The sequence below is a fragment of the Proteus columbae genome, assembly GCF_009914335.1.
Classification (GTDB): Bacteria; Pseudomonadota; Gammaproteobacteria; order Enterobacterales; family Enterobacteriaceae; genus Proteus.
In genome coordinates this window covers 2,652,855-2,677,060 of the sequence record NZ_CP043925.1, presented here as the reverse complement: position 1 = coordinate 2,677,060, position 24,206 = coordinate 2,652,855, and the positions used below count along the sequence as shown (strand labels likewise).

The window sequence follows — 24,206 nt, the reverse complement described above, 5'->3', positions numbered from 1 at the left end:
ATAATGAACTCAGTTTTTTTATACATAGAATTTATTGATTAGCTAGCATTTTTTCTATCATGAGTTGAGCAACAATGGCTTGCTCTCCACTTGTCGATGGCTCTGTATTATTCGTAACACATTCGATAAAGTGTTCTACCGCCCCAATAAAACCTCGTTGTAATAAAATGGGATCCCAATTTTCTGGATGTTTTTCAGTGAGCCTACTTCTGCTTTCACTGCGCCATAAATTCATATTTGTAATTTGATGGATTGCATCTTCATCAACAGCAATAATCTGCTCTTGCTGGCTTCCTGCTTTTCTGTGCATTGATGTTGTTATCCAGCAATCGTCGATTTTTAAATGGTGTTCAGCATAAAAAAGTGCATTTTCTTTTGTTTGGATAATACTACCACTTAATAATTTAGCGTTTGAACCTGCTAACCAAAGCGCCGTATCAACAACATGTAAATAGTCATCAAACAAGGTAAAACGTGTCTCTTTAGGGCCGACACTATCACATCGATGTTTATCAATTCTTAAAGAAGAAAGGTGGGTAATATTTTGTTTCAACTGATGATAAAAGGGGGCAAAGCGGCGATTAAAACCCACCATGAGTTTTTTATTTTTCTTGGCAGCAAGCTCAATAAGTGCCTCAGATTGGTGAATATGTTCTGTTAAGGGTTTATCAACATAAACATGTACACCTGCGTTTAATAAATAGTCTATAACTTCAAAATGACTTGAAGTTGCACTATGTACAAATATCGCATCACACTGTTGGGCTAAAGCACTTAAGCTAGTGAATAAAGGGATACGATAAGTGGCACAAATTATATTCCCTTTTTCCTGATTAGGTGAAAATGCGCCTATAAATTCCCACTTAGAAGCTTTACTTAAAATAGGTAGATAAACTTTTTGTGCAATTGATCCTAAACCGACCATACCAATACGCAGTTTTCCCATTATTCACCTTCTCATTTTTTCAATGTGTTATCAGTTTAAGACAATTAAAAAGTAGGTATGTTACTCATATTATCGTGCCATTCCACAAACAATAATTCAAAGCCAGCAATATGCTGAGAAAAAATTGACTATGTCTGTTCTAGCAATTGGTGCTGACCATACTATCCGTGATGCGCCTCAACTGACACTAGAAGGAAGAGCTTTACACTTATAAAGTGCTATCTTTGTTAATGTATTTCGGTAGTGTAATTTCTTAGAAATACTGATAAATTTCATCCACAATGTATTTGCGTCTTTCTTTTATTTTTAGGAAATTAATATGCTTAGAGTATTTGTTCTCTTTGTTCTTCTTGGGTATCAAAACATTGCATTAAGTAGTGATACATCAAATAATTTTTCTCTTGGACTCGTTTCTAATAAAGAAGAGGGGCTTTTTTTATACACCGATAAAGCCACACTTGCAGCTCAATCTGTTTATACATGTTTTAATGATGCTACTGATAAAAATAACAATCGTTGTTTATCATTAAAAGGTGATGACTTTATCCTTTCAGATAAACACAATGTGGTTTATGACTCTGTTGACGATAAAACAACTTACACATTTTTTTATAATAAAAAACTGACTCAACTTGCACATTTTATGGATGAGTTATCAATATCTGTTATTTATCCTAATAATCCTAAGCAAGAAAATATGGTTAAAATCACTGGTGCATTAAATCAAGCTGAAATTATCTTTAATACTAATAAAGTGAATATAACGAACTGCTACAGCTCTGAAGGGATCCATATTTTTAATAAAGACGATATAAATAAATATCACTTATATTATTATTTGGGATTTGATGTTATTTCAGATTGTCCCGATGCATTATTTGAAGAGTAAAAGCGCTCTCACTTCAATGAGATTAAACTTCATAAAAAATTAATTATTTCTTTAAAAAAATAGCTAAAATGCAATTGATTCCCATTCGTCTTAATGAGCTATTACTTTGAAAAAAACGATCATCATTGCATCAATTTTTACGCTTTCTGCTTGTGCAACACCTGAAAAATGGGAAGCAAAAACTACAAATCCATCACCGTTAGATATTGCTAAGAATATGTGTATGCAAGAAGCTAAAGCGCGATATCCCGCGAGATATGTGGCTTCAAGCCAGCCTTCTTTTGCTCCTATGAGTATAAATGGTAAAGATATTCCTAATTCAGGCGCAGGAGCATCTCTTCCTTCCGATGCTAATGAATGGGAACGTAAAGACTATTTCAATACCTGTATGAGAGCAGAAGGGTGGGAAAACAAAAATAAAGTGACAGGTTTACTGGCTTTTTTGTTTAATTGATTTTAGGAAATATTTGTTATTAAACTTCTCGTTTGATTCGAGTAAAGCCACATTTTTAATGTGGCTTTACTCTCAATAAATTAAGTATTTTATACCCACTCTTTTTGGATCAAAAAGTCACTGTATAACTTTGCTTCTGGGGTATTCGGTTCGGGTGAGTAATTGTACTCAAAACGGACTAAGGGAGGCATCGACATTAAAATGGACTCTGTTCTTCCGCCGCTTTGCAAGCCAAATAATGTACCTCTATCCCACACTAAATTGAATTCAACATAGCGGCCACGGCGATAGAGTTGGAACTGGCGTTCACGCTCTCCCCAAGGCATTGATTTGCGCTTTTCAACAATAGGCAAATAGGCATCAAGATAACCAAGCCCAACCTGTTGGACAAATTCGAAACAATGGTCAAAATCTGGAGTATTTAAATCATCAAAGAAAAGGCCACCTACACCACGAGGTTCATTGCGGTGTTTAATATAAAAATAATCATCACACCATTTTTTATAACGAGAGTAATAATCTCCACTAAAAGGAGTACAAACCGATTTAGCTACTTTATGCCAATGAATAACATCTTCTTCAAACCCATAATAAGGTGTTAAGTCAAAGCCACCACCAAACCACCAAACAGGATCTTCTCCCTCTTTTTCAGCAATAAAAAAACGCACGTTAGCATGAGAAGTTGGAATATAAGGATTAAGAGGATGAATAACTAATGAAACACCCATGGCTTGAAAACGACGTCCTGCTAATTCAGGGCGATGTGCAGTGGCAGATTTCGGTAATGTGTCGCCATAAACATGCGAGAAATTGACGCCAGCTTGTTCAAAAAGAGCGCCATTGGTTAAAACGCGAGTACGACCACCGCCCCCTTCTTTTCTTTCCCAGTTATCTTGCTGAAAAGTGGCTTTTTGGTCTATGTTTTCAAGAGAGCGACAAATCGTATCTTGTAGTGATAAGAAAAATTCTTTAACGCGATGAATATCAGGTAAATTCATAATAACCTACAATTTTTATCATATTTATTAAAAATAGAACTCCATATTGTCTATGTTCTCATTTTCAAGTTGATTCATAAACTAAACAAGCGATAATAAATTCAGATTTATGTGACCGATAATGGGCAAAACCATGGAAATACGTGTATTTCGCCAAGATGATTTTGAGGCAATTATTACACTTTGGGAGCGTTGCGATTTGATATCGCCTGATAACGATCCTGAAATTGATATTGAAAGAAAAATAAACCACTCACCAGATTTGTTTCTGATCGCCGAAGTCGCGGGTGAACTCGTGGGTAGTGTGATGGGGGGCTATGATGGTCATCGTGGTTCTTTATACTATTTAGGCGTTCATCCAGATTTTAGAGGAAGAGGCATTGCGAATGCATTGATCTCTCGGTTAGAGAAAAAGCTGATCGCGAAAGGGTGTCCTCAAATTACATTAGTTGTACCAGAAGAAAATGATGCAACAATTTGTATGTTTGAGAAGTTATTGTATGAAGATCAAAACCAAGAAAGCACAACTTATACTAAACGATTAATTGTTGATCAGGATTTTGATCTTTAATTGTGTTTAAAACCCCTGATATTTTTAGGGGTTATTTCTCTTCCCTTTCTATTTTATCTCTTTTTTCTTTGTTTCTATTCTTACATTTGTACTTCTTATTTTATGCGTAAAATCTGATATTGCCTTTTCTGTGGAACAAAATGTTATGTTGATGGTCGTAACTAGGCTTTCTTTTCATGTGGTTATCTAAGATCAAATCAGTAAATATTTTGTTATTCTGACTTATTGCGACAGTTTTAGCCTGATGATTGAGACGATACAAAGAGTAAGATAAGGTGTACTTAATAACCTCAATATCTATTTTAATGTGTGACGAAAAAGTTTAACGGAGAAATAAATGATGCCTAAGTTTTGGTTACCCTTGTGTTTGAGCACAAGTGTTTTGCTATTAAGTGGCTGTTCATCCATGGGAGGAATGTCTTTTTCTGCACTAAATCCGATGAATTGGTTTTCAAATGATACGTTAACAGTTTCTGCTAATGGATTAGGTAATATCACCAGCTCAACAAAAATAACAGAAAGTGAAATAAAAAATGCGCTAGGCGGTAGCTTCAATTATCGTGAAGGTATGGAGATGCAAGGTAGCGATATTACTGTTGTAGTCCAAGCACTTGAAGATAATAAAATCCAAGTGGCTTTCTATGGCAAAGAAAAAGGCACCGTTGAGAAAATAGAAGTCTTTGATGCTAAGGCAACAACAGATTGGGGAATAACGATAGGTACACCATTTAAAGATATCTATAAAAAAGCATTTGGTGTGTGCAGCAAAGGCCCTAAAGATGAAAAACAGAGAACTATTTTATGTCAATCCACAGAAGCTAAATCGGTGAGTTATGTCTTTAGTGGTCAATGGGATGGTCCTGATGGATTAATGCCACCTGATGAAGTTCTATCTAACTGGACATTAACGCAGATTATTTGGCAGAACAAATAGCCTTCACGCTATTCCTTATGCTATTCCTTATAAAACAAGGAAGATTTTATAATCAGACTGTCCGATTTTTGTTAAAAGGCAAATCTTCAGGAAAAAATATTCGATATAATTAACATCATTCTAGGTGTTTTGATTATTGATTAGGAAAGCAATATGTCTCATGCACAAAGTGGCATTTTAGTCGCACATAGTAAATTTGGTCTTTTTATCGAAGCAATGGTTGTCGGTGAATTAGAGGCTTTGCGTGAAGGATGTCAGAAATTCATGCAATCATTATCTGATTTACAAAAGCAATTTCCTGATGCATCACTAGGCGCAGTTGTTGCATTTGGTTCTGATCTCTGGAAAAAACTTTCCGATGAAAATAGCGCACCAGAGCTCAAACCTTTTCGCCCTCTAGGTAAAGGTTTAGCGCCTGCAACACAGCGTGATCTTCTTATTCATATCCAATCTATGCGTCATGATGTGAATTTCTCACTGGCACAAGCCACAATTGCTGCTTTTGGTGACGCAATCAAAGTTGAAGAAGAAATTCATGGTTTCCGTTGGATAGAAGAGCGCGATTTAAGTGGTTTCATTGATGGCACAGAAAATCCACAGGATGATGAACGTTATGGTGTTGCACTAATTAATGACGGCATTGATGCTGGTGGTAGTTATGTTTTAGTGCAACGTTATGAGCATAACCTGAAAAAATGGGCTCGTTTTAGTGAATCAGACCAAGAAAAAATGATCGGTCGCACTAAAAAAGACAGTGTTGAACTTGATGAATCTGAGCGTAATGTGACATCTCACGTTTCTCGTGTTGTGATTGAAGAAGATGGTGAAGAGCTAGCGATTTTACGTCACAGCCTGCCTTACGGTACTGCAAGCGGTAAACATGGTTTATATTTCTTAGCTTACTGTAGTCGTTTATATAACATCGAGCAGCAACTATTGAGCATGTTTGGTGAATTAGACGGCAAACATGATGACCTATTACGTATGAGTAAACCTGTAACGGGAAGTTATTACTTCGCACCTTCTTATGAAGTATTAAAATCACTGTGATTATTATCTAGTGTTAAATAGTGTTAAATACGCTTTATTAATGAAATGCCTGCTTTAAAAGCGGGCATTTTTGTCTGAATTTTTTTCATATAAAGAGTAATTGATGCAAATTTAATTAATTAGCCTGAGTTTTATTCATTTTTAATAGCTTATAGTTATATCAAATAACAAAAGCTAACTACACTGTTATAAATAAAGTCGATAGAGTAACCATTAGAATAAAACTTACAATGATGGGTACTTTTAATGAAGAAAAACACGATCAGAACCTTTGCATTACAAGCAACCGTAGCATTGTCTTTGGTGGTTAGTAGTTATGCAGGGGCGGCTCAATTACTTAATAGCTCTTACGATATCGCCAGAGAGTTATTCACACAGCTAAACAGCGATTTTAAAACACAATGGGATGCACAACATCCTGACGATAAAGTCACCATCAAACAATCACATGCAGGCTCTTCTAAGCAAGCACTTGCAATATTGCAAGGTTTACCTGCGGATGTAGTGACCTATAACCAAGTTACTGATGTGCAAATTTTGCATGATAAAGGCAAATTAATTCCTGCTAATTGGCAACAACGTCTTCCTAATAATAGTTCACCTTATTATTCGACCATGGCGTATTTAGTACGCAAAGGAAATCCAAAGAACATTACTTCATGGGAAGATTTAACGCGTGAAGATGTCAAAGTGGTTTTCCCTAATCCTAAAACATCGGGTAATGGCCGCTATACCTATTTAGCCGCGTGGGGAGCTTTTGAAAAAGCTTATGGTAACGATGAGAAAACACAAGAAGCGATGAAGAAATTCCTCAAGAATGTTGAGGTGTTTGATACAGGAGGCCGTGGTGCAACGACTTCTTTTATTGAACGTGGACTCGGAGATGTATTAATAAGCTTTGAATCTGAAGTTAATAATATTCGTCAACAATATGGTGAAGATGAATATCAAGTCATTGTACCACCTGTTGATATTTTAGCTGAATTTCCAGTCGCTTGGATTGATAAAAATGTTCAACGTAATGACAACGAAGCACTGGCAAAAGCCTATCTAAACTATTTATACAGCCCTAGAGCACAAGAGATCATCACGCAATTTAATTATCGCGTAAATGATAAAGCGGTCATGGCTGAAAAAACAGCACAGTTCCCCGCAACGTCACTATTTACGGTTGAAGAAGTATTTGGTGACTGGAATAACGTGATGAAAACACATTTCACGACAGATGGCATGCTTGACAAGTTATTAGCGCAAGGACGTCAATAATGTTTACCACAACCAGCAAACGGGTTTTACCGGGATTTGGATTAAGTTTAGGTGGAACACTGTTTTATACCTGCTTGATCTTGCTGTTACCAATGAGTGCGCTGGTTGTGCAACTTTCTGATATGAGTTGGGCCCAATATTGGGCAGTAATCACGCATCCACAAATTGTGGCCGCTTATAAAGTCACGCTATTAGCGGCGGCAGTTGCCAGCATTTTTAATGCTATTTTCGGTATGTTGCTTGCGTGGATCATTACTCGTTACCGTTTTCCAGGTAGACAACTACTTGATGGTTTAATGGATTTACCTTTCGCTTTACCTACGGCTGTTGCGGGCTTGACACTCGCAACGCTTTTTTCAACACAAGGCTGGTACGGTTTTGTATTGGATAAATTTGATATAAAAGTCATTAATACATGGATTGGTATTGCCGTTGCTATGGCTTTTACCAGTTTACCTTTTGTTGTAAGAACGGTTCAGCCAGTTCTTGAAGAGTTAGGCCCTGAGTATGAAGAAGCGGCTGAGACGCTAGGAGCGAGTCGTTGGCAGACTTTTCGTAAGGTTGTATTACCTGAATTATCACCGGCACTAATAGCGGGAACCGCGCTCTCTTTTACGCGCAGTTTAGGTGAGTTTGGCGCCGTTATTTTTATTGCTGGCAATATTGCATGGCAAACAGAAGTCGTTTCTTTGATGATTTTTATTCGATTGCAAGAGTTTGATTATCCTGCGGCAAGTGCCGTTGCTTCTGTAATTTTACTTGTTTCATTAGTCTTACTGTTTTCAATTAATGGATTACAAAGCCGATTTGGTCAACGGTTAAGGGGGCATTGATGTCAGATATTATGCAACAACGCTCGGTATATCGTCTCCAAATTGATTGGGTAAAGTGGGGGTTAATCTTTACTGGCGTTGTGTTATCCATTTTATTTTTAGTTGTGCCTATTGCGTGGATCTTTATGACCGCGTTTTCAAAAGGCGTTGAAATATTTACTGAGAATTTATTAGACAGCGATATGTTACATGCTGTCTGGTTAACGGTTCTCATCGCGATAATCACTGTACCTGTCAATATGTTGTTCGGTGTCAGTATGGCATGGCTTGTCACGCGCTTTCGTTTTCCGGGGCGCCAACTGTTAATGACGTTGATAGATATTCCATTTGCAGTATCTCCAGTGGTTGCTGGATTACTTTATCTGCTTTTTTACGGTAGCAATGGCTGGGCTGGGCAGTGGTTATCGCAATTTGATATCCAACTTATGTTCTCATGGCCGGGAATGGTATTAGTTACGGTGTTTGTCACTTGCCCTTTTGTAGTCAGAGAACTGGTACCAGTGATGATGAGCCAAGGTAGCCAAGAAGATGAAGCCGCCGTGTTATTAGGAGCGAGTGGGTGGAAGATGTTTTGGCGTGTGACGTTGCCTAATATTCGCTGGGCATTGCTCTATGGTGTTGTATTAACGAATGCTAGAGCAATTGGTGAGTTTGGTGCAGTTTCTGTGGTGTCTGGTGCTATTCGTGGCGAAACCTATTCACTACCGTTACAAGTGGAATTACTTCATCAAGATTACAATACCGTTGGCGCATTTACGGCGGCTGCATTACTCGCCATGATGGCAATATTCACTTTAATGTTTAAAAGTGCATTGCAATGGCACTTAGCTCGTCAGCAATGACATCATTATTTACACAAAAGTAGAGGCAAAATATGAGTATTGAAATTAATAGTGTCACAAAATATTTTGATCGCACTGAAGTGTTGCATGATGTCAGTCTTGATGTGGCTTCAGGTGAAATGGTGGCGCTGTTAGGTCCTTCAGGATCGGGAAAAACGACACTTTTACGTATTATTGCAGGTCTTGAGCATCAAACCCAAGGAAGTATTCGTTTTGAAGGGCAGGATGTTAGCCGATTACATGCGAGAGATCGCAAAGTCGGTTTTGTTTTTCAGCATTATGCATTGTTTCGCCATATGACCGTATTTGAGAATATCGCTTTTGGTTTAACCGTATTGCCCCGCCGCGAGCGCCCTAGCAAAGACGCAATTCATAAAAAAGTTGAGCAGTTATTAGAGATGATCCAATTGCCTCATTTAGCTCAACGTTATCCAGCACAATTGTCAGGCGGACAGAAACAGCGTGTAGCCTTAGCAAGAGCATTGGCCGTTGAACCTCAAATTTTGTTATTAGATGAGCCTTTTGGTGCTTTAGATGCCAAGGTGAGAACCGAATTACGCCGTTGGTTACGTGAATTGCATGAAGAGCTTAAATTTACCAGTGTCTTCGTCACTCATGATCAACAAGAAGCGATGGAAGTGGCTGATCGCATTGTGATTATGGGAAATGGCAAAATAGAGCAAGTAGGGACACCACAAGAAGTGTGGCAATCACCAAAAAGTCGCTTTGTTTTAGAATTTTTAGGTGATGTGAACCACCTAAAAGGTAAAATTAATGGCGCTCAATTACAGATTGGGGGATATCACTTGCCATTATCTGTGACACCGCTTTATCAAGGTTCGGTAGATGTGTTCTTACGTCCGTGGGAAATTGCATTAAGTGTACATGCCAATAGTGTTTGCAGATTACCCGTTAAGGTTATTGAGGTATCACCCAAAGGGCATTATTGGCAGTTAATTTTACAGCCATTAGGTTGGAGTGAAACACCTATTACTGCAGTTTGGAATGATATTTCTTCGGCGCCAACAAAAGGAAATACCTATTATATGGGAGGTGCTCAAGCCCGTTTATATACGGGAGATACTCCCTTAAATACAGTATCGTTAGCTTATACCGCTTAATTTTATTAATAGCATAGCCTTTTATTATTTCTCACCCATGCTTATTTTTAGCGTGGGTGTTTTGGTTTTTACGAAAGTGTAGAGACTTATCGAATTACGTTAATGTTATTGCGTTAATAAGTTAAATGTGATTTCTTCATTAATACAGACAAACAAATGAGCAGGGACTTATTGTGGCAGGGTTAGAACAATTTATTGGTAATACACCATTAGTAAAACTACAACGACTTACACAAGAGGTAGACGCTGAAATCTGGGTTAAGCTTGAAGGCAATAATCCCGCAGGTTCAGTAAAAGACAGAGCTGCATTATCGATGATTGAACAAGCGGAATTACGCGGTGAAATAAAGCCGGGTGATACGTTGATTGAAGCAACCAGTGGTAATACGGGGATTGCCTTAGCGATGATTGCGGCGGTAAAAGGTTACCGTTTAAAGCTGCTAATGCCTGAGAATATGAGTAAAGAGCGTCAAGCATCAATGCAAGCTTATGGCGCAGAATTGATTTTAGTGAGTCGTGAAATCGGTATGGAAGGTGCACGAGATCTCGCACAACAAATGGAACAACAGGGTGAAGGTAAGGTATTAGACCAATTTAATAACCCCGATAATCCAAGAGCACATTTTATTTCAACAGGCCCTGAAATTTGGCAACAAACACAAGGTCGTATTACGCATTTTGTTTCAAGTATGGGAACAACGGGCACAATCACAGGTGTGGGAAGTTACTTAAAAACACAATCTAATAGTGTGCAAGTGATAGGTCTTCAGCCTGAAGAGAAAAGTCAAATTCCTGGTATTCGTCGTTGGTCACCTGCTTACTTACCGGGTATCTTTAAAAAAGAGTTGGTGGATAGTGTGATAGATATGTCACAAAAAGAAGCAGAATCAACGATGCGCCTTTTAGCTAGCCAAGAGGGTATCTTCTGTGGCGTAAGTTCTGGAGGGGCTGTTGCTGGCGCTCTGCGCGTTGCAAAAGAGAATCCTGGTGCGGTGATTGTTGCGATTGTGTGTGATAGAGGCGATCGTTATTTATCTACGGGCGTTTTCTCGTCATAATTCAAGTTATAGCGTTGTTGACTGCGTTCACTCACCCTAGTCACATACTAATGTATGCTCCTAGGGACTTATTCACTTGTCGCCTAGCTACACCTTGAATTATTTAGAGTAAGAACATCGTCGAATGAGTTAGCGTATTTTTGATCTTCGCTCTTGGATTTTTGAATATAAAAAACCGCCACATTATTGGTGGCGGTTTAAATAGAGAACATCACAGAAGATTATTTTTTAATCTGAATAATAACGGTTTCACCAACAGTAACTGGGCCTGTCATTTTGGTTAAACCTTGAATTTCATCCATATTAGAGATAACAACCGGAGTTAGAACTGATTTTGCTTTTTCTTCTAATACAGCTAAGTCAAATTCTAAAATCGTATCACCTACTTTTACTTGCTGACCTTCTTCAGCGATACGTTTAAACCCTTCACCTTTCAGTTCAACAGTGTCGATACCGAAGTGGACAAACAACTCGATACCGTTGTCAGACTCAATAGAGAAAGCATGGTTAGTCTCGAAAATTTTACCGATAGTACCATCGACTGGCGCAACAATTTTATTACCAGCAGGTTTGATAGCAATACCGTCACCTACGATTTTTTCAGCGAAAACAACATCAGGAACATCTTCGATATTGACGATTTCACCAGAAAGTGGTGCAACAATATCAATCGTGCCACTGCCTTTCTTTTCCTCTGAAACCAGTGATTTTAATTTATCAAACAGACCCATGAATCTTCTCCTAATTATTGTAGTTGGGACCGGGCTCTGGCTAATGCGATTAGCATAGTGTCTTTTCTTTAGTAAAAGTTTCTACTAAGTCCATCAATTCTTTTGCAGTTGGCTGAGCAAGTGCTTGCTCTGCTAGTGCTCTTGCATCATCGTAATTCGCATTACGGATCACTTTTTTGATGCGAGGAATTGAAATCGCACTCATACTAAACTCATCTAATCCCATGCCGAGAAGGAGCAATGTTGCTCGTTCATCTCCAGCAAGTTCACCACACATTCCAGTCCATTTACCTTCAGCATGTGATGCATCAATCACCTGTTTTATCAGGTTAAGTACTGCAGGTGACATTGGATTATATAGATGAGATATCAGCTCATTTCCACGGTCTACAGCCAGAGTATATTGTGTTAGATCGTTAGTCCCAATACTAAAAAAGTCAACTTCTTTTGCCATATGACGAGCCATCACTGCTGCGGCTGGGGTTTCTACCATAACACCGACTTCAATAGATTCATCAAAAGCTTTCTTTTCTTCACGAAGCTGGCTTTTCAGTATTTCAAGTTCTGCTTTCAATGCACGGATCTCTTCAACAGAGATAATCATTGGAAACATAATGCGTAGTTTACCAAAAGCAGATGCTCTTAAGATAGCACGTAATTGTGGATGAAGGATCTCTTTACGGTCAAGACAAATACGAATTGCACGCCAGCCTAAGAATGGGTTTTCTTCTTTTGGTAGGTTCATGTAAGGTAAGTCTTTATCGCCACCAATATCCATAGTACGAATAATGACCGCTGGGCTTCCTACAGCTTCGGCTACTGCTTTATAGGCTTGGAATTGCTCATCTTCTGTTGGTAAAGAGTCTCTATCCATAAATAAGAACTCTGTACGATACAGACCAACACCTTCAGCACCGTTACGTTCAGCACCAGCAACATCTCGAACTGTACCAATATTAGCGCAAACTTCGACTTGATGCCCATCAAGTGTAATAGCAGGTAAGTCTTTGAGTTTTGCTAATTCTTCTTTTTCGTGTAGATACTCTTCTTTGATGGCTTTTAATGCTTCGAGTTCCTCATCTGATGGGTTAATAATGATTTTGTTATTAATCGCATCAAGAACAAGATAATCGTCTTTTTTAATAGTTTGTGTCGCAGTAGATGTTCCCACGATAGCTGGAATTTCTAATGAACGAGCCATGATAGATGTGTGAGATGTTCTGCCACCTAAGTCAGTGATAAAGCCTAATACGTTGTCTAAGCTTAATTGCGCAGTTTCAGAAGGGGTAAGGTCAGTTGCAACTAAAATAACTTTTTCTGAGATAGCACTTAAATCGATAATTGGCATTTCTAAGATATTGCGCATTAAGCGTTTACCAATATCACGAACGTCAGCTGCACGTTCTTTTAGATATTCGTCATCTAACGCTTCTAATGCGGTTGCTTGATCTTCAATAACAGATTGAACCGCAGCTTCAGCGGTTTTTTTGTCACTTTTGATGAGAGTAACAATTTCTTGTTCTAACTCTTCATCTTCTAGCAACATGATATGGCCTTCAAAGATTTCGGCTTTATCCGCACCAAGGTTCTTTTCAGCACGCTCTTTAATAATTTCTAGTTGTTGTGCAGATTTGTTACGACCGTCTTTAAAGCGTTCGATTTGATTTTCAATTTCATCACTTTGGATCTTACGTTGGCTAATGATGATGGGTTCTTCTTTGAGGAGAAGGGTTTGACCAAATGCGATACCGGGTGACGCTAAAATTCCTGAAATCATAATTTATCCTACGACTTGCTGGTGATAATCTTAAAAGAATAGGATTGCAAAATACTGTTGTTTTAAAATCATCATTGAAATTAACTCCCCTGAATGGTTTCAGGGGAATAAATAGTGCGTTAATGCTTAATTGCGAATTACTCTAATTCCGCCATTAATTTTACCAATGCTTCAACAGCTTGTTTTTCATCTTCGCCTTCAGCAGAGATAGTTACAACAGTACCTTGGGTTAAGCCTAAAGTTTGTAATTTGAAAAGGCTCTTAGCGCTGGCAGATTTACCGCTAGAGATAAGCGTGATATCAGAAGAAAATGTTTTGGCTTCTTTTACAAATTGTGCCGCAGGACGAGTATGTAAGCCGTTTGGTGCTGTAATAGTAACTTCTTGCTGGTACATAGGATTTTTTCCTTTTATAACTCAATTGTTCACATTAAGTCAGGACTTAGTAAGTGTAGATGAATTTGTCCTGCTTTGCGTAGCAATATCAGATAATATTAAGCCGTAAAGCGTCATCTGATAAAAATAGTGTTCAGAAAGATAAAAGAGTTCGTTTTGTCATCTCGGTTATTTTCTGATTAATTTCGACCTTCGAAATAATTAATTGATTAAATACTAAACTCGAAGAAATAAATCACCTGTCTGGATAACAAACTTTGATCTCTACCACAAAAAAAGCACCATTGAGGTGCTTTTTTAATAAATATTTTACAATTGAGATGACGCGATTTAGCTGTCAGAAATGTCAGCAAAAAGTGGGGTGCTTAAATAACGTTCACCTGAAGAAGGTAAAATAACCACAATTTCTTTATTTGCAAATTCTGGTTCTTTTGCGAGTTTTACTGCTGCTGCAATAGCTGCACCTGAAGAAATGCCCGCAAGAATACCTTCTTTAGTCATCAGTTCACGAGCAGTATCAAAGGCTTCTTCGTTAGTGATTTGAATAACACGATCCAGTAACGATAAATCTAGGTTTTCAGGAATAAAGCCAGCTCCGATACCTTGGATTTTATGTGGACCTGGTTTTATTTCTTCACCTGCGAGAGCTTGAGTTATAACAGGGGAGCCTACTGGTTCAACAGCAACCATTGTTACCGCTTTACCTTGTGTCTTTTTCAAATAGCGACCAATACCCGTAATAGTACCACCAGTGCCGACGCCAGCAATAACAGCACCTACTTCACCATCAGTATCATTCCAGATTTCAGGGCCTGTGGTTTTTTCATGAATTTCAGGGTTAGCTGGATTACTAAATTGTTGTAGTAAAAGGTAACGCTTAGGATCGCTATCACGAATTTCATTGGCTTTATCAATGGCACCTTTCATGCCTTTTGCGCCTTCAGTCAGCACTAAATTAGCACCTAATGCTTTGAGTAATTTACGGCGTTCTACACTCATGGTATCTGGCATCGTCAGTGTTAATTTGTAGCCACGAGCTGCTGCAACATAAGCCAGAGCAATCCCAGTATTACCACTGGTAGGTTCTACAAGCTCAACACCTTCTTTAAGAATGCCTTTTTTTTCTGCATCCCAAATCATGTTGGCACCGATACGGCATTTTACACTGAAGCTTGGGTTACGAGATTCCACTTTAGCCAGAATGTTGCCATTTCCGAAATGTTTTAAGCGAATTAAGGGCGTGTGCCCAATAGTTTGCGAGTTGTCTTCGAAAATCTTGCTCATTTTTATCCTCGGTACATAATTTTTATAAGGTCAGATGAAATTACCATACGCCATCAAGCTAAAGATGGAAATAAGCTTTATGAATATACTTATAACTTTTTTCTCTTTTTATTCCAAAAGGTTCTAATCAAGAGTCAGTGAGACGATTCACAAATTAATAAATCAAGAGATGTACAGTATATTGATGGCTGATAATCTATTTTTAACCACATTTACTGCAAATACAGGGGTCATAATGGAAACCATTGAAGAGTTGATTAGTGCGCTTGAACTCGCCGTACCTGAATTAGATGCGCAAGCTTTGCGTGAAAATTTACCCGAGTCAGATGCTCAAGAAGATGTCCTTAATTGGCTATATGAATCACTCTCAGCTCAAGGATTAATGGACTATGTGGAGTGGACAGAATATTTCGGTGATATTCCTGATCTAAAATCGTTAGAGCACATCTCTTTGCCTGAATCGCCGAGTGCGTTGATTTTATCTCAAGTTGAAAATATTGACTGGGATGAGGTGAGTGTAGATCCTTATATGTTGCCTTATGAACTACCTTATTTGGAATATATTAACCACTTTTTGACAGAAAAAGGGTTACGATTGGTCGATATCACACCGTTTGAAAATGCTTATATTCTCTGTATTCGAGATGATGAAGAGATTATTGAAAAACTAGATGGCGCATTAAATATCTTTGAAATGGGTATTAATGAGCGTGAGCCGATGGATAGAGAAGAAACGAAAGATTATATTCGTTCATTAATTGAGTAGTCTGGTTAATAACAAAATAAGCCAAATCACATTTTAGAAAAACCATAAAATAAGACCCCGTCTAAGAATAAAACGGGGTCTTTTATATTTATCGATACGTCGCTAAATTAGGTTTACCACTGTCCATCTTGCACATGTTGTTTACGATAACGATCGCACCACATTGCTGTTGCACCACAGATCGCAACTGGCATGATGACTAAATTTAGAATAGGGATCATGGTAAAAATATTAATAATCATACCAAATTGAAGATTATTCCATTTATCCTGTTTAAGCGAAGATTTCATCTCTGCAAATGAAATTTTATGGTTATCAAATGGAAAGTCATTATATTGAATTGCCATCATCCAAGCACCAAAAGCAAACCATAAAACAGGCGCAACGGTTTGTCCGATAGCAGGAATAAAATAGAGCAATAACAAAACAATAGCGCGAGGTAAATAATAAGCTATTTTAGTTAACTCACGCTTTAAAATACGTGGAACATCTTTCAATATACCTGCAACACCCGTATCTGGTGGGGCAATACCAGTTATTTGGCCTTCTAATTTTTCAGCCAATAATCCATTAAACGGAGAAGCAATAATGTTGGCTAAGGTGCTAAAGAAATAAGTGAACACTAATAAGATAAAAATAACGGATAATGGCCAGATCAAATAACTCAACCACTGTAACCAATCAGGAATTTTTTCCATCATCCAATTGACCATGCCACCAATTTGACCATATAACCACCAAAAAGCGCTTCCGAGAATAATAATGTTGGCAAGTAAGGGTAAGATAACAAAACGCTTCAGCCCTTTGCGTGTAATTAAACGCCAACCAAGAGCAAAATAATGAAATCCATTTAAATTTTTATTCGTTTCTGTCAAATTTGTCATACTTCCTATTCTCTCCAGTGAGGGCAAGCTAGTATCATATAGGGAGATAATCAGCCTTACTAGTCATGAATTGTCTAAAAAACGCGCATAAGAGATTGATGTGTGTATCTTTGTGACAAGAAAATTAAGTATTGGCTTGCACTTATGAGCATTGGCAAATACTCTTAGTAAAAAGTAATATTTGCCAACGTGGCTATTAAACCTCAAGACAACAGAGATAGAAATGATGCAGCAAAATTTGCGTCTGATATTAATCGTTGTTGGTGCGATTTTAATCATAGCTTTGTTATTACACGGCTTATGGATTGGTCGAAAAGAGCGTTCTAAGCTTTTCCGTAATCGCCCAGTAAAACGTCAGAAACAGAATTATCAGTCAGATGAGAACGATGACGAACCACAATATGCTGAGGTTAGTCATCAGACATCAACTTTATCCTCTACTGAAAAGCGGGAGAGTGAGCCACCGATAAAATCGGAGCCTCTACATGAACCTGAAATTTCAGTGGTAGATAGAGATCCATTAATGTCTGAAAACCAAACAAAAGGGAATTCTCACGACACATCATTACAGCAAGAGCCAAGTCTTGGTGTTTTTGATGTTATTGAAAATGAGCCTGTACCGATTGTTAGGGATGAGCCAAAACAAGCTCCTATGGTTAATGTTGCGAGTGAAATAAAATCACACGTTAATACAGTAAGCCCATCAACGAGTTTTGAGCCTTTAATTTCAGAGACAACGGCTCATGTGACTCCTGTTGAAACTGAGGCTTCGCATCATGCTCCGGCTGAAGAGCCAAAAGTTGAATCTGCTCCGCAAGCAACAGAAGCAGAGAAAGAGCTGGTTATTGTTCTAAACGTAAGTGCACATCATGGTCAAATGCTGGATGGTGAAGTGTTGATGCAAAGTATCATTCAAGCTGGATTCCAGTTTGGTGAAATGAATATTTTCCATCGTCATCTCAATCCAACAGCCAATGGGCCTGTGTTGTTTAGTTTAGCGAATATGGTGAAACCAGGAACATTTAACATTGATACGATGGCTGAATTAACGACACCAGGTGTATCGATGTTTATGATGGTGCCATCTTATGGTGATGCTAATCAAAACTTTAAATTGATGTTACTTACGGCTCAACGTATAGCATCTGATGTAGGTGGTGTTGTGCTGGATGATGAACGCAAACTCTTAACACCACAAAAAATCGAGCTTTATAAATCTAGAATTCGTAGGACGCTGGATTTAAATCAATAGCTTTATATCTGTAAAAAAAGCCCCCGCTTGCGGGGGTTTTTCTTCTTTGGTGATAATCATGAATAAAAACACTCAACAAAAAATTGATAAACTTCGCGTTACTCTACGTCACCATGAATATCTCTATCATGTCATGGACGCACCTGAAATACCTGATGCTGAATACGATCGCTTAATGAATGAGCTAAAAGCATTAGAAGCTGAACACCCTGAATTAATTACCTCTGATTCGCCTACACAGCGAGTTGGTGCTTTACCTCTAACGGCATTTGAGCAAGTGAGACATGAAATTCCGATGCTCTCCTTAGATAATGCTTTTGATGAAACAAGCTATCTGGCTTTTGATAAGCGTTTACGTGATCGTTTAAAAAATAGTGAAGAGATCACTTTCTGTTGTGAATTAAAATTAGATGGATTGGCAGTGAGTTTACTTTATGAAAATGGAGTATTAGTACAAGCTGCAACGCGTGGTGATGGCACAACAGGGGAAAATATCACTGAGAATGTGAGAACAATCAAAGCCATTCCACTGCGTTTATATGGTGAAGATATTCCTGCTCGTATTGAAATTCGTGGCGAAGTCTTTATGAATGAAAAAGGCTTTGAATATTTAAACGAAGAAGCGCGCCGCACAGGCGGAAAAGTTTTTGCTAATCCTCGCAATGCCGCAGCTGGCTCATTAAGACAGCTTGATCCTCGTATTACAGCAAAACGTCCATTAACCTTTTTCTGTTATGGTGTCGGTGTACTTGAAGGTGGCGAATTACCTACAAGCCACTATGAGCGCCTACAACAATTTAAAAAGTGGGGATTGCCCGTTAGCGATGCTGTAAAACTTTGCACCGGCAGCAAAGCAGTACTTGATTTTTATCACCATGTAGAAGAAGTTCGCCCCAATTTAGGTTTTGATATTGATGGTGTTGTTATCAAAGTTGATGATATTGCATTGCAAGAGGAACTGGGTTTCGTATCAAGAGCACCACGTTGGGCTATTGCTTATAAATTCCAAGCTCAAGAGCAAATGACGATTATCAAAGATGTCGAATTCCAAGTAGGACGCACTGGAGCGATTACACCTGTTGCACGTTTAGAACCTGTTCAAGTTGCAGGTGTTGTTGTGAGTAATGCAACGTTACACAATGCTGATGAAATTGAACGCTTAGGAATACGCATTGGCGATACGGTCGTTATTCGTCGAGCTGGTGATGTTATTCCTCAGGTTGTCAGTGTGATTGAAGAAAAGCGCCCTGATGATGCTCAAGAGATTGTCTTTCCGACACATTGTCCTATTTGTGATTCTGATGTTGAGCGCATTGAAGGCGAAGCGGTTGCTCGTTGTACTGGCGGCTTAATTTGTGGAGCGCAACGTAAAGAAGCACTTAAACATTTTGTTTCACGTCGAGCTATGGATGTGGATGGAATGGGCGATAAAATTATCGACCAACTGGTTGAGAAAGAATATGTCAAGACACCAGCAGATCTCTTCCGTTTAGATGAAAAAATTCTATCTGGTTTAGAGAGAATGGGTGAAAAATCAGCTAAAAAATTGATCACTGCTTTAGATAAGGCTAAATCAACGACATTTGCACGTTTTATTTATGCACTTGGTATTCGAGAAGTTGGTGAAGCAACAGCAAGTGGATTGACAACACATTTCTCAACCCTTGATGAATTACGAAATGCAGATGTAGAAGCGCTAAAATTAGTCCCTGATGTGGGTGATGTCGTCGCTAAACATGTCGTTAATTTCTTCCAAGAGGAACACAATAAAACGGTTATAGATCAATTGATCAATGATGCCGGTATTACATGGCAAGCGCCTGTTATTGTGACTCATGAAGCGGGTGATAATCCTTTTGCTGGTAAAACCGTTGTGTTAACTGGGTCACTTTCACAGTTAACGCGTGATGAAGCAAAAGACAGATTAGTGGCGTTAGGCGCAAAAGTAAGCGGAAGTGTTTCTAAAAAAACTGACATGGTCATTGCGGGTGAAGCAGCAGGCTCTAAGTTAGTGAAAGCTAACGAATTAGGGATAACTGTTATCGATGAAGATGAAATGATACGATTACTTGATCAATCGAAATAATCATCCTAATATTTAATAAATGCTACTGGGAAACCTTCTCAGTGGCATTTTCACTTAAGCTAAATTTACATTTAATGTTTCTTAAGTAACTTTCAAAGTGTGATCAACCTATCTTATTTAATAAATAGTGTGTATGCGGTTTCATGAGATTGTGACAGTAGTCACATCGTAATGTTACGCGTTACATAAAATGCTCTACAAGATTTATTTTTATTTTTGGAGCATGCATGTCCTCTATCATTCACTTCGTTTTAGCACTCGCCGTTATTGGCGCATTAGCATTCGTTGCGAGTAACAACCGCAAAGGGATCCGTCTGCGTTATATCGTGCAGTTATTAGTTATTGAAATCGCATTAGCATGGTTCTTCCTCAACTCTGATGTTGGTGAAGGTTTTGTTCGTGGCTTCGCTGGATTATTTGATCACTTATTAGGCTATGCCGCACAGGGTACTGAGTTTGTATTCGGTGGCATGATGAAAGGTGGTTTAGCATTCTTCTTCTTGAATGTTTTATGTCCAATTATCTTTATTTCTGCATTAATTGGTATTCTTCAACATATCAAAGTATTACCTTTCGTGATCCGCATTATCGGTACTGTGCTTTCTAAAGTGAACGGTATGGGGAAACTGGAATCATTCAACGCGGTGAGCTCACTGGTTCTTGGTCAATCAGAGAACTTTATTGCCTATAAAGATGTATTAGGCAAAATGTCTCAGCGTCGTATGTACACTATGGCTGCAACAGCAATGTCGACAGTATCTATGTCAATTGTTGGTGCATACATGACAATGTTAGATCCAAAATACGTTGTTGCTGCACTGGTACTGAATATGTTCAGTACATTTATCGTTCTTTCTGTGATTAACCCATATGCTGTTGAAAATGAAGAAGATATTCAAATGGGTAGTCTGCATGAAGGCCAAAGCTTCTTTGAAATGTTAGGTGAATACATCTTAGCGGGTTTCAAAGTTGCATTAATCGTTGCTGCAATGTTGATTGGTTTCATTGCATTAATCGCTGCTGTGAATGCGATTTTCAGCATGATTTTTGGTATCAGCTTCCAAGATTGTTTAGGTTACGTTTTCTATCCATTAGCATGGGTAATTGGTGTGCCAGAACAAGATGCATTACGTGTTGGTAGTGTGATGGCAACAAAATTAGTGTCTAATGAATTCGTTGCAATGGGTAGCTTACAAGATATCGCTTCTGAGTTAACACCACGCTCTGTGGGGATCTTATCTGTATTCTTGGTCTCATTTGCTAACTTCTCTTCAATCGGGATTGTAGCAGGTGCGATTAAAGGTCTGAACGAAGTACAAGGCAACGTTGTTTCTCGTTTCGGTCTGAAATTACTGTTCGGCTCTACATTAGTAAGCTTCTTATCAGCAGCTATCGCAGGTCTGTTTGTTTAATCTCTGAAGATAAAACAGATAGCATGTGAATAAAATAACAATGTAAACAGCGTCACTTGTTAATCAAGTAACAGAAAATAAAGCAGTACCTTTGGGTACTGCTTTTTTTATCTTTAAATTGCCCTATAATCGGTTCTATTCCTTCAATGACAACGTGGTAGAAAACATGTTAGAGAAACAGCACCTTATCGATATAGCAAACACTCAAATGCCATTTGGTAAGTACAAAGGGCGTATGTTGGTTGATTTACCTGAAGAATATTTATTGTGGTTTGCAAAGAAAGGCGAGTTTCCTGAAGGTAAGCTTGGTCAACTTATGGAGATGACCTTAGCAATTAAAATTGAAGGTCTAGAAGGGTTATTAAAGCCATTAAAGCGGTGATGCTAATTATTGTTCATACCTGGTTTTTCAGGTGGTAATGCATTAATAATTTTTTGGCTTAATTCAATAAATAATGACAATACATTTTCTAATTCACTCTTTTTCATAAATATGCCACTCATGCATTATGTTAACTAAAGTTAATATGATCAGGCCATTCATTTTTTATGTTTGAATATGGGCATATCTGCGATATTAAAAAGTGGAGGGAGTAGAAAACAAAAAATCCCGAAGATTTCTCTTCAGGATCTTAAAATTCTGGTGGAGCTAAACGGGATCGAACCGTTGACCTCTTGCATGCCATGCAAGCGCTCTCCCAACTGAGCTATAACCCCACATATTGGATTGTTCTAGAAGTATATTGGTGGAGCTAAGCGGGATCGAACCGCTGACCTCTTGCATGCCATGCAAGCGCTCTCCCAACTGAGCTATAGCCCCAACATACTGGAACGGGCTTGATAATAGGCAACAAGCACAATACTGTCAATCAGTTAATCTCACATTATTTATTGATTGCTGAAAAAGAGTACAAAAAAAAGATACATTCCCCATTTTAGGAATGTATCTTTCTTAATAAGCAAGATTAACGTGGTAATTAAGCTTGGTTTTCTCTTTCAGTAATAAAGTCTAATGCTTTATTAATACGTGCAATACTACGCGTTTTACCAATAGCGTGAACAGTAACATCTAAGCCAGGAGATTGGCCTGCACCTGTTACAGCAACACGTAACGGCATACCCACTTTACCCATACCCACTTCTAATTCATCAGCAGTATCTTGAATGGCTTGGTGAACATTTTCAGCCGTCCACTCTGTAATTGCTGATAATTTATCGCGAACAACTTCTAGTGGTTGACGAGCTACTGGGCGTAAATGTTTTTTCGCGGCAGCTTCTTCAAAGGTTTCGAAATCAACATAGAAGTAATGGCAACTTTCAGCCATCTCTTTTAATGTTTTGCAACGTTCGCCTAATAATTTGATCAGCTCAACTAATGATGGACCATTGCTGGTATCAATATTTTGCTGTTTGATATGCCAATCTAAATGAACCGCAACTTTCTCTGCTGGCAATGTATTGATGTAGTGATGGTTTAACCAAAGTAGTTTATCAGTATTAAATGCGCTTGCTGATTTACTGATAGCTTCTAAAGTGAAGTGTTCAATCATTTCATCAATCGTAAAGATCTCTTGGTCACCGTGGGACCAGCCTAAACGTACTAAGTAGTTTAATAGTGCCTCTGGTAAATAGCCGTCATCACGATATTGCATTACGCTGACTGCGTTATAACGTTTAGATAGTTTTTTGCCATCATCACCTAAAATCATTGATACGTGGGCATATTCAGGTACAGGTGCACCTAATGCTTTGAGAATATTGATTTGGCGAGGTGTGTTGTTGATATGATCTTCACCACGAATAACGTGAGTGATTTCCATATCCCAGTCATCAATAACAACACAGAAGTTATAAGTTGGAGAACCATCAGTACGACGAATAATCAGATCGTCAAGTTCTTGGTTACTAAATTCAATCGGGCCACGAATTTTGTCATCAAAAATAACAGAACCTTCTTGTGGGTTTAAGAAACGCACAACATGAGGCTCATCAGCGCTGTGATTATGGTTACCGCCACGGCAACAACCATCGTAACGAGGTTTTTCACCTTTCGCCATTTGATCTTCGCGTAGTTGTTCTAAACGCTCTTTAGAACAATAGCAACGGTATGCAGTACCCGCAGATAACATTTGATCAATCACTTGGTTATAGCGATCGAAGCGTTTAGTCTGATAATAAGGACCTTCATCCCAATTCAGATTTAACCAATTCATACCGTCCATGATTGCATCGATGGCTGGCTGTGTAGAGCGTTCTAAGTCGGTGTCTTCTATACGCAGTACAAATTCGCCCTTATTGTGACGGCTATATAACCAGGAATAAAGTGCGGTACGCGCACCACCAACATGTAGATAGCCAGTAGGACTTGGTGCAAAACGGGTTTTTATTTTACTCATTGGGATTGCCTTTGTACGTCTTACTTATATATAGATAAGTAATCGTGATTATCAAAAAAACGAAATGGTTGCCTTATTTTATCACTGGATGCTAATTCCTCAATGGCATTAAGCTTTTAACAGAGATAAATTTTTCAAATTGATGATTTTTTGTTTGACGAAGAGTATCCGTAGGATTACTTTGATTAATTGCTGTGTCACTTATGGTGCTAAAAAAAGCATCTTGACTAAAAATAAAACGAACGATCATTTTCACGATAA

At 38.4% G+C, this 24,206-nt stretch carries 23 protein-coding genes and 2 tRNA genes; 15 read left to right on the top strand and 10 right to left on the bottom strand.

What is annotated here, in order from left to right:
* Positions 1-31: 31 nt before the first annotated feature.
* Positions 32-946, bottom strand: a complete 915-nt coding sequence (locus F1325_RS12840) for a Gfo/Idh/MocA family protein (protein WP_160230549.1) — start codon at positions 944-946, stop codon at positions 32-34.
* 319 nt (positions 947-1,265) lie between these two features.
* On the opposite strand from F1325_RS12840, the gene F1325_RS12835 reads away from it, so the two are divergent.
* Both F1325_RS12835 and F1325_RS12830 read left to right on the top strand, forming a co-directional pair.
* Positions 1,266-1,835: a hypothetical protein gene (locus tag F1325_RS12835; RefSeq protein ID WP_109370953.1), complete on the top strand. Its 570-nt coding sequence runs from the start codon at positions 1,266-1,268 to the stop codon at positions 1,833-1,835.
* A 106-nt stretch (positions 1,836-1,941) separates the two neighbouring features.
* Complete coding sequence (locus tag F1325_RS12830; protein ID WP_232797509.1) at positions 1,942-2,289, top strand: hypothetical protein; 348 nt, start codon at positions 1,942-1,944, stop codon at positions 2,287-2,289.
* A gap of 89 nt (positions 2,290-2,378) precedes the next feature.
* Here F1325_RS12830 and hemF read toward each other — a convergent pair whose 3' ends face one another.
* Positions 2,379-3,287: an oxygen-dependent coproporphyrinogen oxidase gene (gene hemF, locus F1325_RS12825; RefSeq protein ID WP_109370952.1), complete on the bottom strand. Its 909-nt coding sequence runs from the start codon at positions 3,285-3,287 to the stop codon at positions 2,379-2,381.
* Positions 3,288-3,420: 133 nt separating this feature from the next.
* Here hemF and F1325_RS12820 point away from each other — a divergent pair, with 133 nt between their 5' ends.
* The 8 genes from F1325_RS12820 to cysM all read left to right on the top strand — a co-directional run bounded on the left by F1325_RS12820 (position 3,421) and on the right by cysM (position 10,962).
* The gene (locus F1325_RS12820) at positions 3,421-3,858 is read left to right on the top strand and encodes a GNAT family acetyltransferase (protein ID WP_109371471.1); all 438 of its coding nucleotides are present in this window, start codon (positions 3,421-3,423) and stop codon (positions 3,856-3,858) included.
* A 337-nt stretch (positions 3,859-4,195) separates the two neighbouring features.
* Positions 4,196-4,792: an RpoE-regulated lipoprotein gene (locus F1325_RS12815; protein WP_244184986.1), complete on the top strand. Its 597-nt coding sequence runs from the start codon at positions 4,196-4,198 to the stop codon at positions 4,790-4,792.
* Positions 4,793-4,945: 153 nt separating this feature from the next.
* Positions 4,946-5,842, top strand: coding sequence for a Dyp-type peroxidase (locus F1325_RS12810; RefSeq protein WP_160230548.1), 897 nt, complete (start codon positions 4,946-4,948; stop codon positions 5,840-5,842).
* 246 nt (positions 5,843-6,088) lie between these two features.
* Complete coding sequence (cysP, locus tag F1325_RS12805; protein ID WP_109370950.1) at positions 6,089-7,108, top strand: thiosulfate ABC transporter substrate-binding protein CysP; 1,020 nt, start codon at positions 6,089-6,091, stop codon at positions 7,106-7,108.
* Positions 7,108-7,941, top strand: coding sequence for a sulfate/thiosulfate ABC transporter permease CysT (gene cysT / locus F1325_RS12800; RefSeq protein WP_072068681.1), 834 nt, complete (start codon positions 7,108-7,110; stop codon positions 7,939-7,941). The genes cysP and cysT overlap by 1 nt, the downstream gene beginning before the upstream one ends.
* Positions 7,941-8,783, top strand: coding sequence for a sulfate/thiosulfate ABC transporter permease CysW (gene cysW / locus F1325_RS12795; RefSeq protein ID WP_160230547.1), 843 nt, complete (start codon positions 7,941-7,943; stop codon positions 8,781-8,783). Before cysT ends, cysW begins: the two co-directional genes overlap by 1 nt.
* A gap of 32 nt (positions 8,784-8,815) precedes the next feature.
* A complete protein-coding gene (gene cysA, locus F1325_RS12790) occupies positions 8,816-9,904 on the top strand; it encodes a sulfate/thiosulfate ABC transporter ATP-binding protein CysA (RefSeq protein ID WP_109370948.1) in 1,089 nt (362 codons plus the stop codon).
* Positions 9,905-10,077: 173 nt separating this feature from the next.
* Positions 10,078-10,962: a cysteine synthase CysM gene (gene cysM / locus F1325_RS12785; RefSeq protein WP_109370947.1), complete on the top strand. Its 885-nt coding sequence runs from the start codon at positions 10,078-10,080 to the stop codon at positions 10,960-10,962.
* 221 nt (positions 10,963-11,183) lie between these two features.
* On the opposite strand, the gene crr is transcribed toward cysM, so the two are convergent.
* From crr to cysK, 4 genes are all read right to left on the bottom strand, one after another.
* Positions 11,184-11,693, bottom strand: coding sequence for a PTS glucose transporter subunit IIA (gene crr, locus F1325_RS12780; RefSeq protein ID WP_036935451.1), 510 nt, complete (start codon positions 11,691-11,693; stop codon positions 11,184-11,186).
* Positions 11,694-11,742: 49 nt separating this feature from the next.
* Positions 11,743-13,470, bottom strand: a complete 1,728-nt coding sequence (gene ptsI / locus F1325_RS12775; RefSeq protein WP_109370946.1) for a phosphoenolpyruvate-protein phosphotransferase PtsI — start codon at positions 13,468-13,470, stop codon at positions 11,743-11,745.
* Positions 13,471-13,607: 137 nt separating this feature from the next.
* Entirely contained in the window at positions 13,608-13,865 is a 258-nt protein-coding gene (gene ptsH, locus F1325_RS12770; RefSeq protein WP_006533407.1) for a phosphocarrier protein Hpr, read from the bottom strand.
* Positions 13,866-14,195: 330 nt separating this feature from the next.
* Entirely contained in the window at positions 14,196-15,149 is a 954-nt protein-coding gene (gene cysK / locus F1325_RS12765; protein WP_109370945.1) for a cysteine synthase A, read from the bottom strand.
* 235 nt (positions 15,150-15,384) lie between these two features.
* Between cysK and F1325_RS12760 the strand changes: the two genes are divergently transcribed.
* A complete protein-coding gene (locus F1325_RS12760) occupies positions 15,385-15,915 on the top strand; it encodes a hypothetical protein (protein WP_109371467.1) in 531 nt (176 codons plus the stop codon).
* A 113-nt stretch (positions 15,916-16,028) separates the two neighbouring features.
* On the opposite strand, the gene cysZ is transcribed toward F1325_RS12760, so the two are convergent.
* A complete protein-coding gene (cysZ, locus tag F1325_RS12755) occupies positions 16,029-16,799 on the bottom strand; it encodes a sulfate transporter CysZ (RefSeq protein WP_109370944.1) in 771 nt (256 codons plus the stop codon).
* A gap of 226 nt (positions 16,800-17,025) precedes the next feature.
* On the opposite strand from cysZ, the gene zipA reads away from it, so the two are divergent.
* The 4 genes from zipA to F1325_RS12735 all read left to right on the top strand — a co-directional run bounded on the left by zipA (position 17,026) and on the right by F1325_RS12735 (position 21,931).
* Positions 17,026-18,051 carry a cell division protein ZipA gene (zipA, locus tag F1325_RS12750; protein ID WP_406588774.1) on the top strand — a complete coding sequence of 342 codons (1,026 nt, stop codon included), beginning with the start codon at positions 17,026-17,028 and terminating at the stop codon, positions 18,049-18,051.
* Positions 18,052-18,109: 58 nt separating this feature from the next.
* Complete coding sequence (gene ligA, locus F1325_RS12745) at positions 18,110-20,137, top strand: NAD-dependent DNA ligase LigA (RefSeq protein WP_109370942.1); 2,028 nt, start codon at positions 18,110-18,112, stop codon at positions 20,135-20,137.
* A 227-nt stretch (positions 20,138-20,364) separates the two neighbouring features.
* Positions 20,365-21,549, top strand: coding sequence for a NupC/NupG family nucleoside CNT transporter (locus F1325_RS12740; protein WP_160230545.1), 1,185 nt, complete (start codon positions 20,365-20,367; stop codon positions 21,547-21,549).
* A 166-nt stretch (positions 21,550-21,715) separates the two neighbouring features.
* The gene (locus F1325_RS12735; protein WP_023581656.1) at positions 21,716-21,931 is read left to right on the top strand and encodes a DUF3820 family protein; all 216 of its coding nucleotides are present in this window, start codon (positions 21,716-21,718) and stop codon (positions 21,929-21,931) included.
* A 259-nt stretch (positions 21,932-22,190) separates the two neighbouring features.
* Here F1325_RS12735 and F1325_RS12730 read toward each other — a convergent pair.
* From F1325_RS12730 to gltX, 3 genes are all read right to left on the bottom strand, one after another.
* Positions 22,191-22,266, bottom strand: a tRNA-Ala gene (locus F1325_RS12730).
* 27 nt (positions 22,267-22,293) lie between these two features.
* Positions 22,294-22,369 (bottom strand) — tRNA-Ala (locus tag F1325_RS12725).
* 157 nt (positions 22,370-22,526) lie between these two features.
* Entirely contained in the window at positions 22,527-23,945 is a 1,419-nt protein-coding gene (gene gltX / locus F1325_RS12720) for a glutamate--tRNA ligase (RefSeq protein ID WP_109370941.1), read from the bottom strand.
* Between the last annotated feature and the right edge of the window lie 261 nt (positions 23,946-24,206).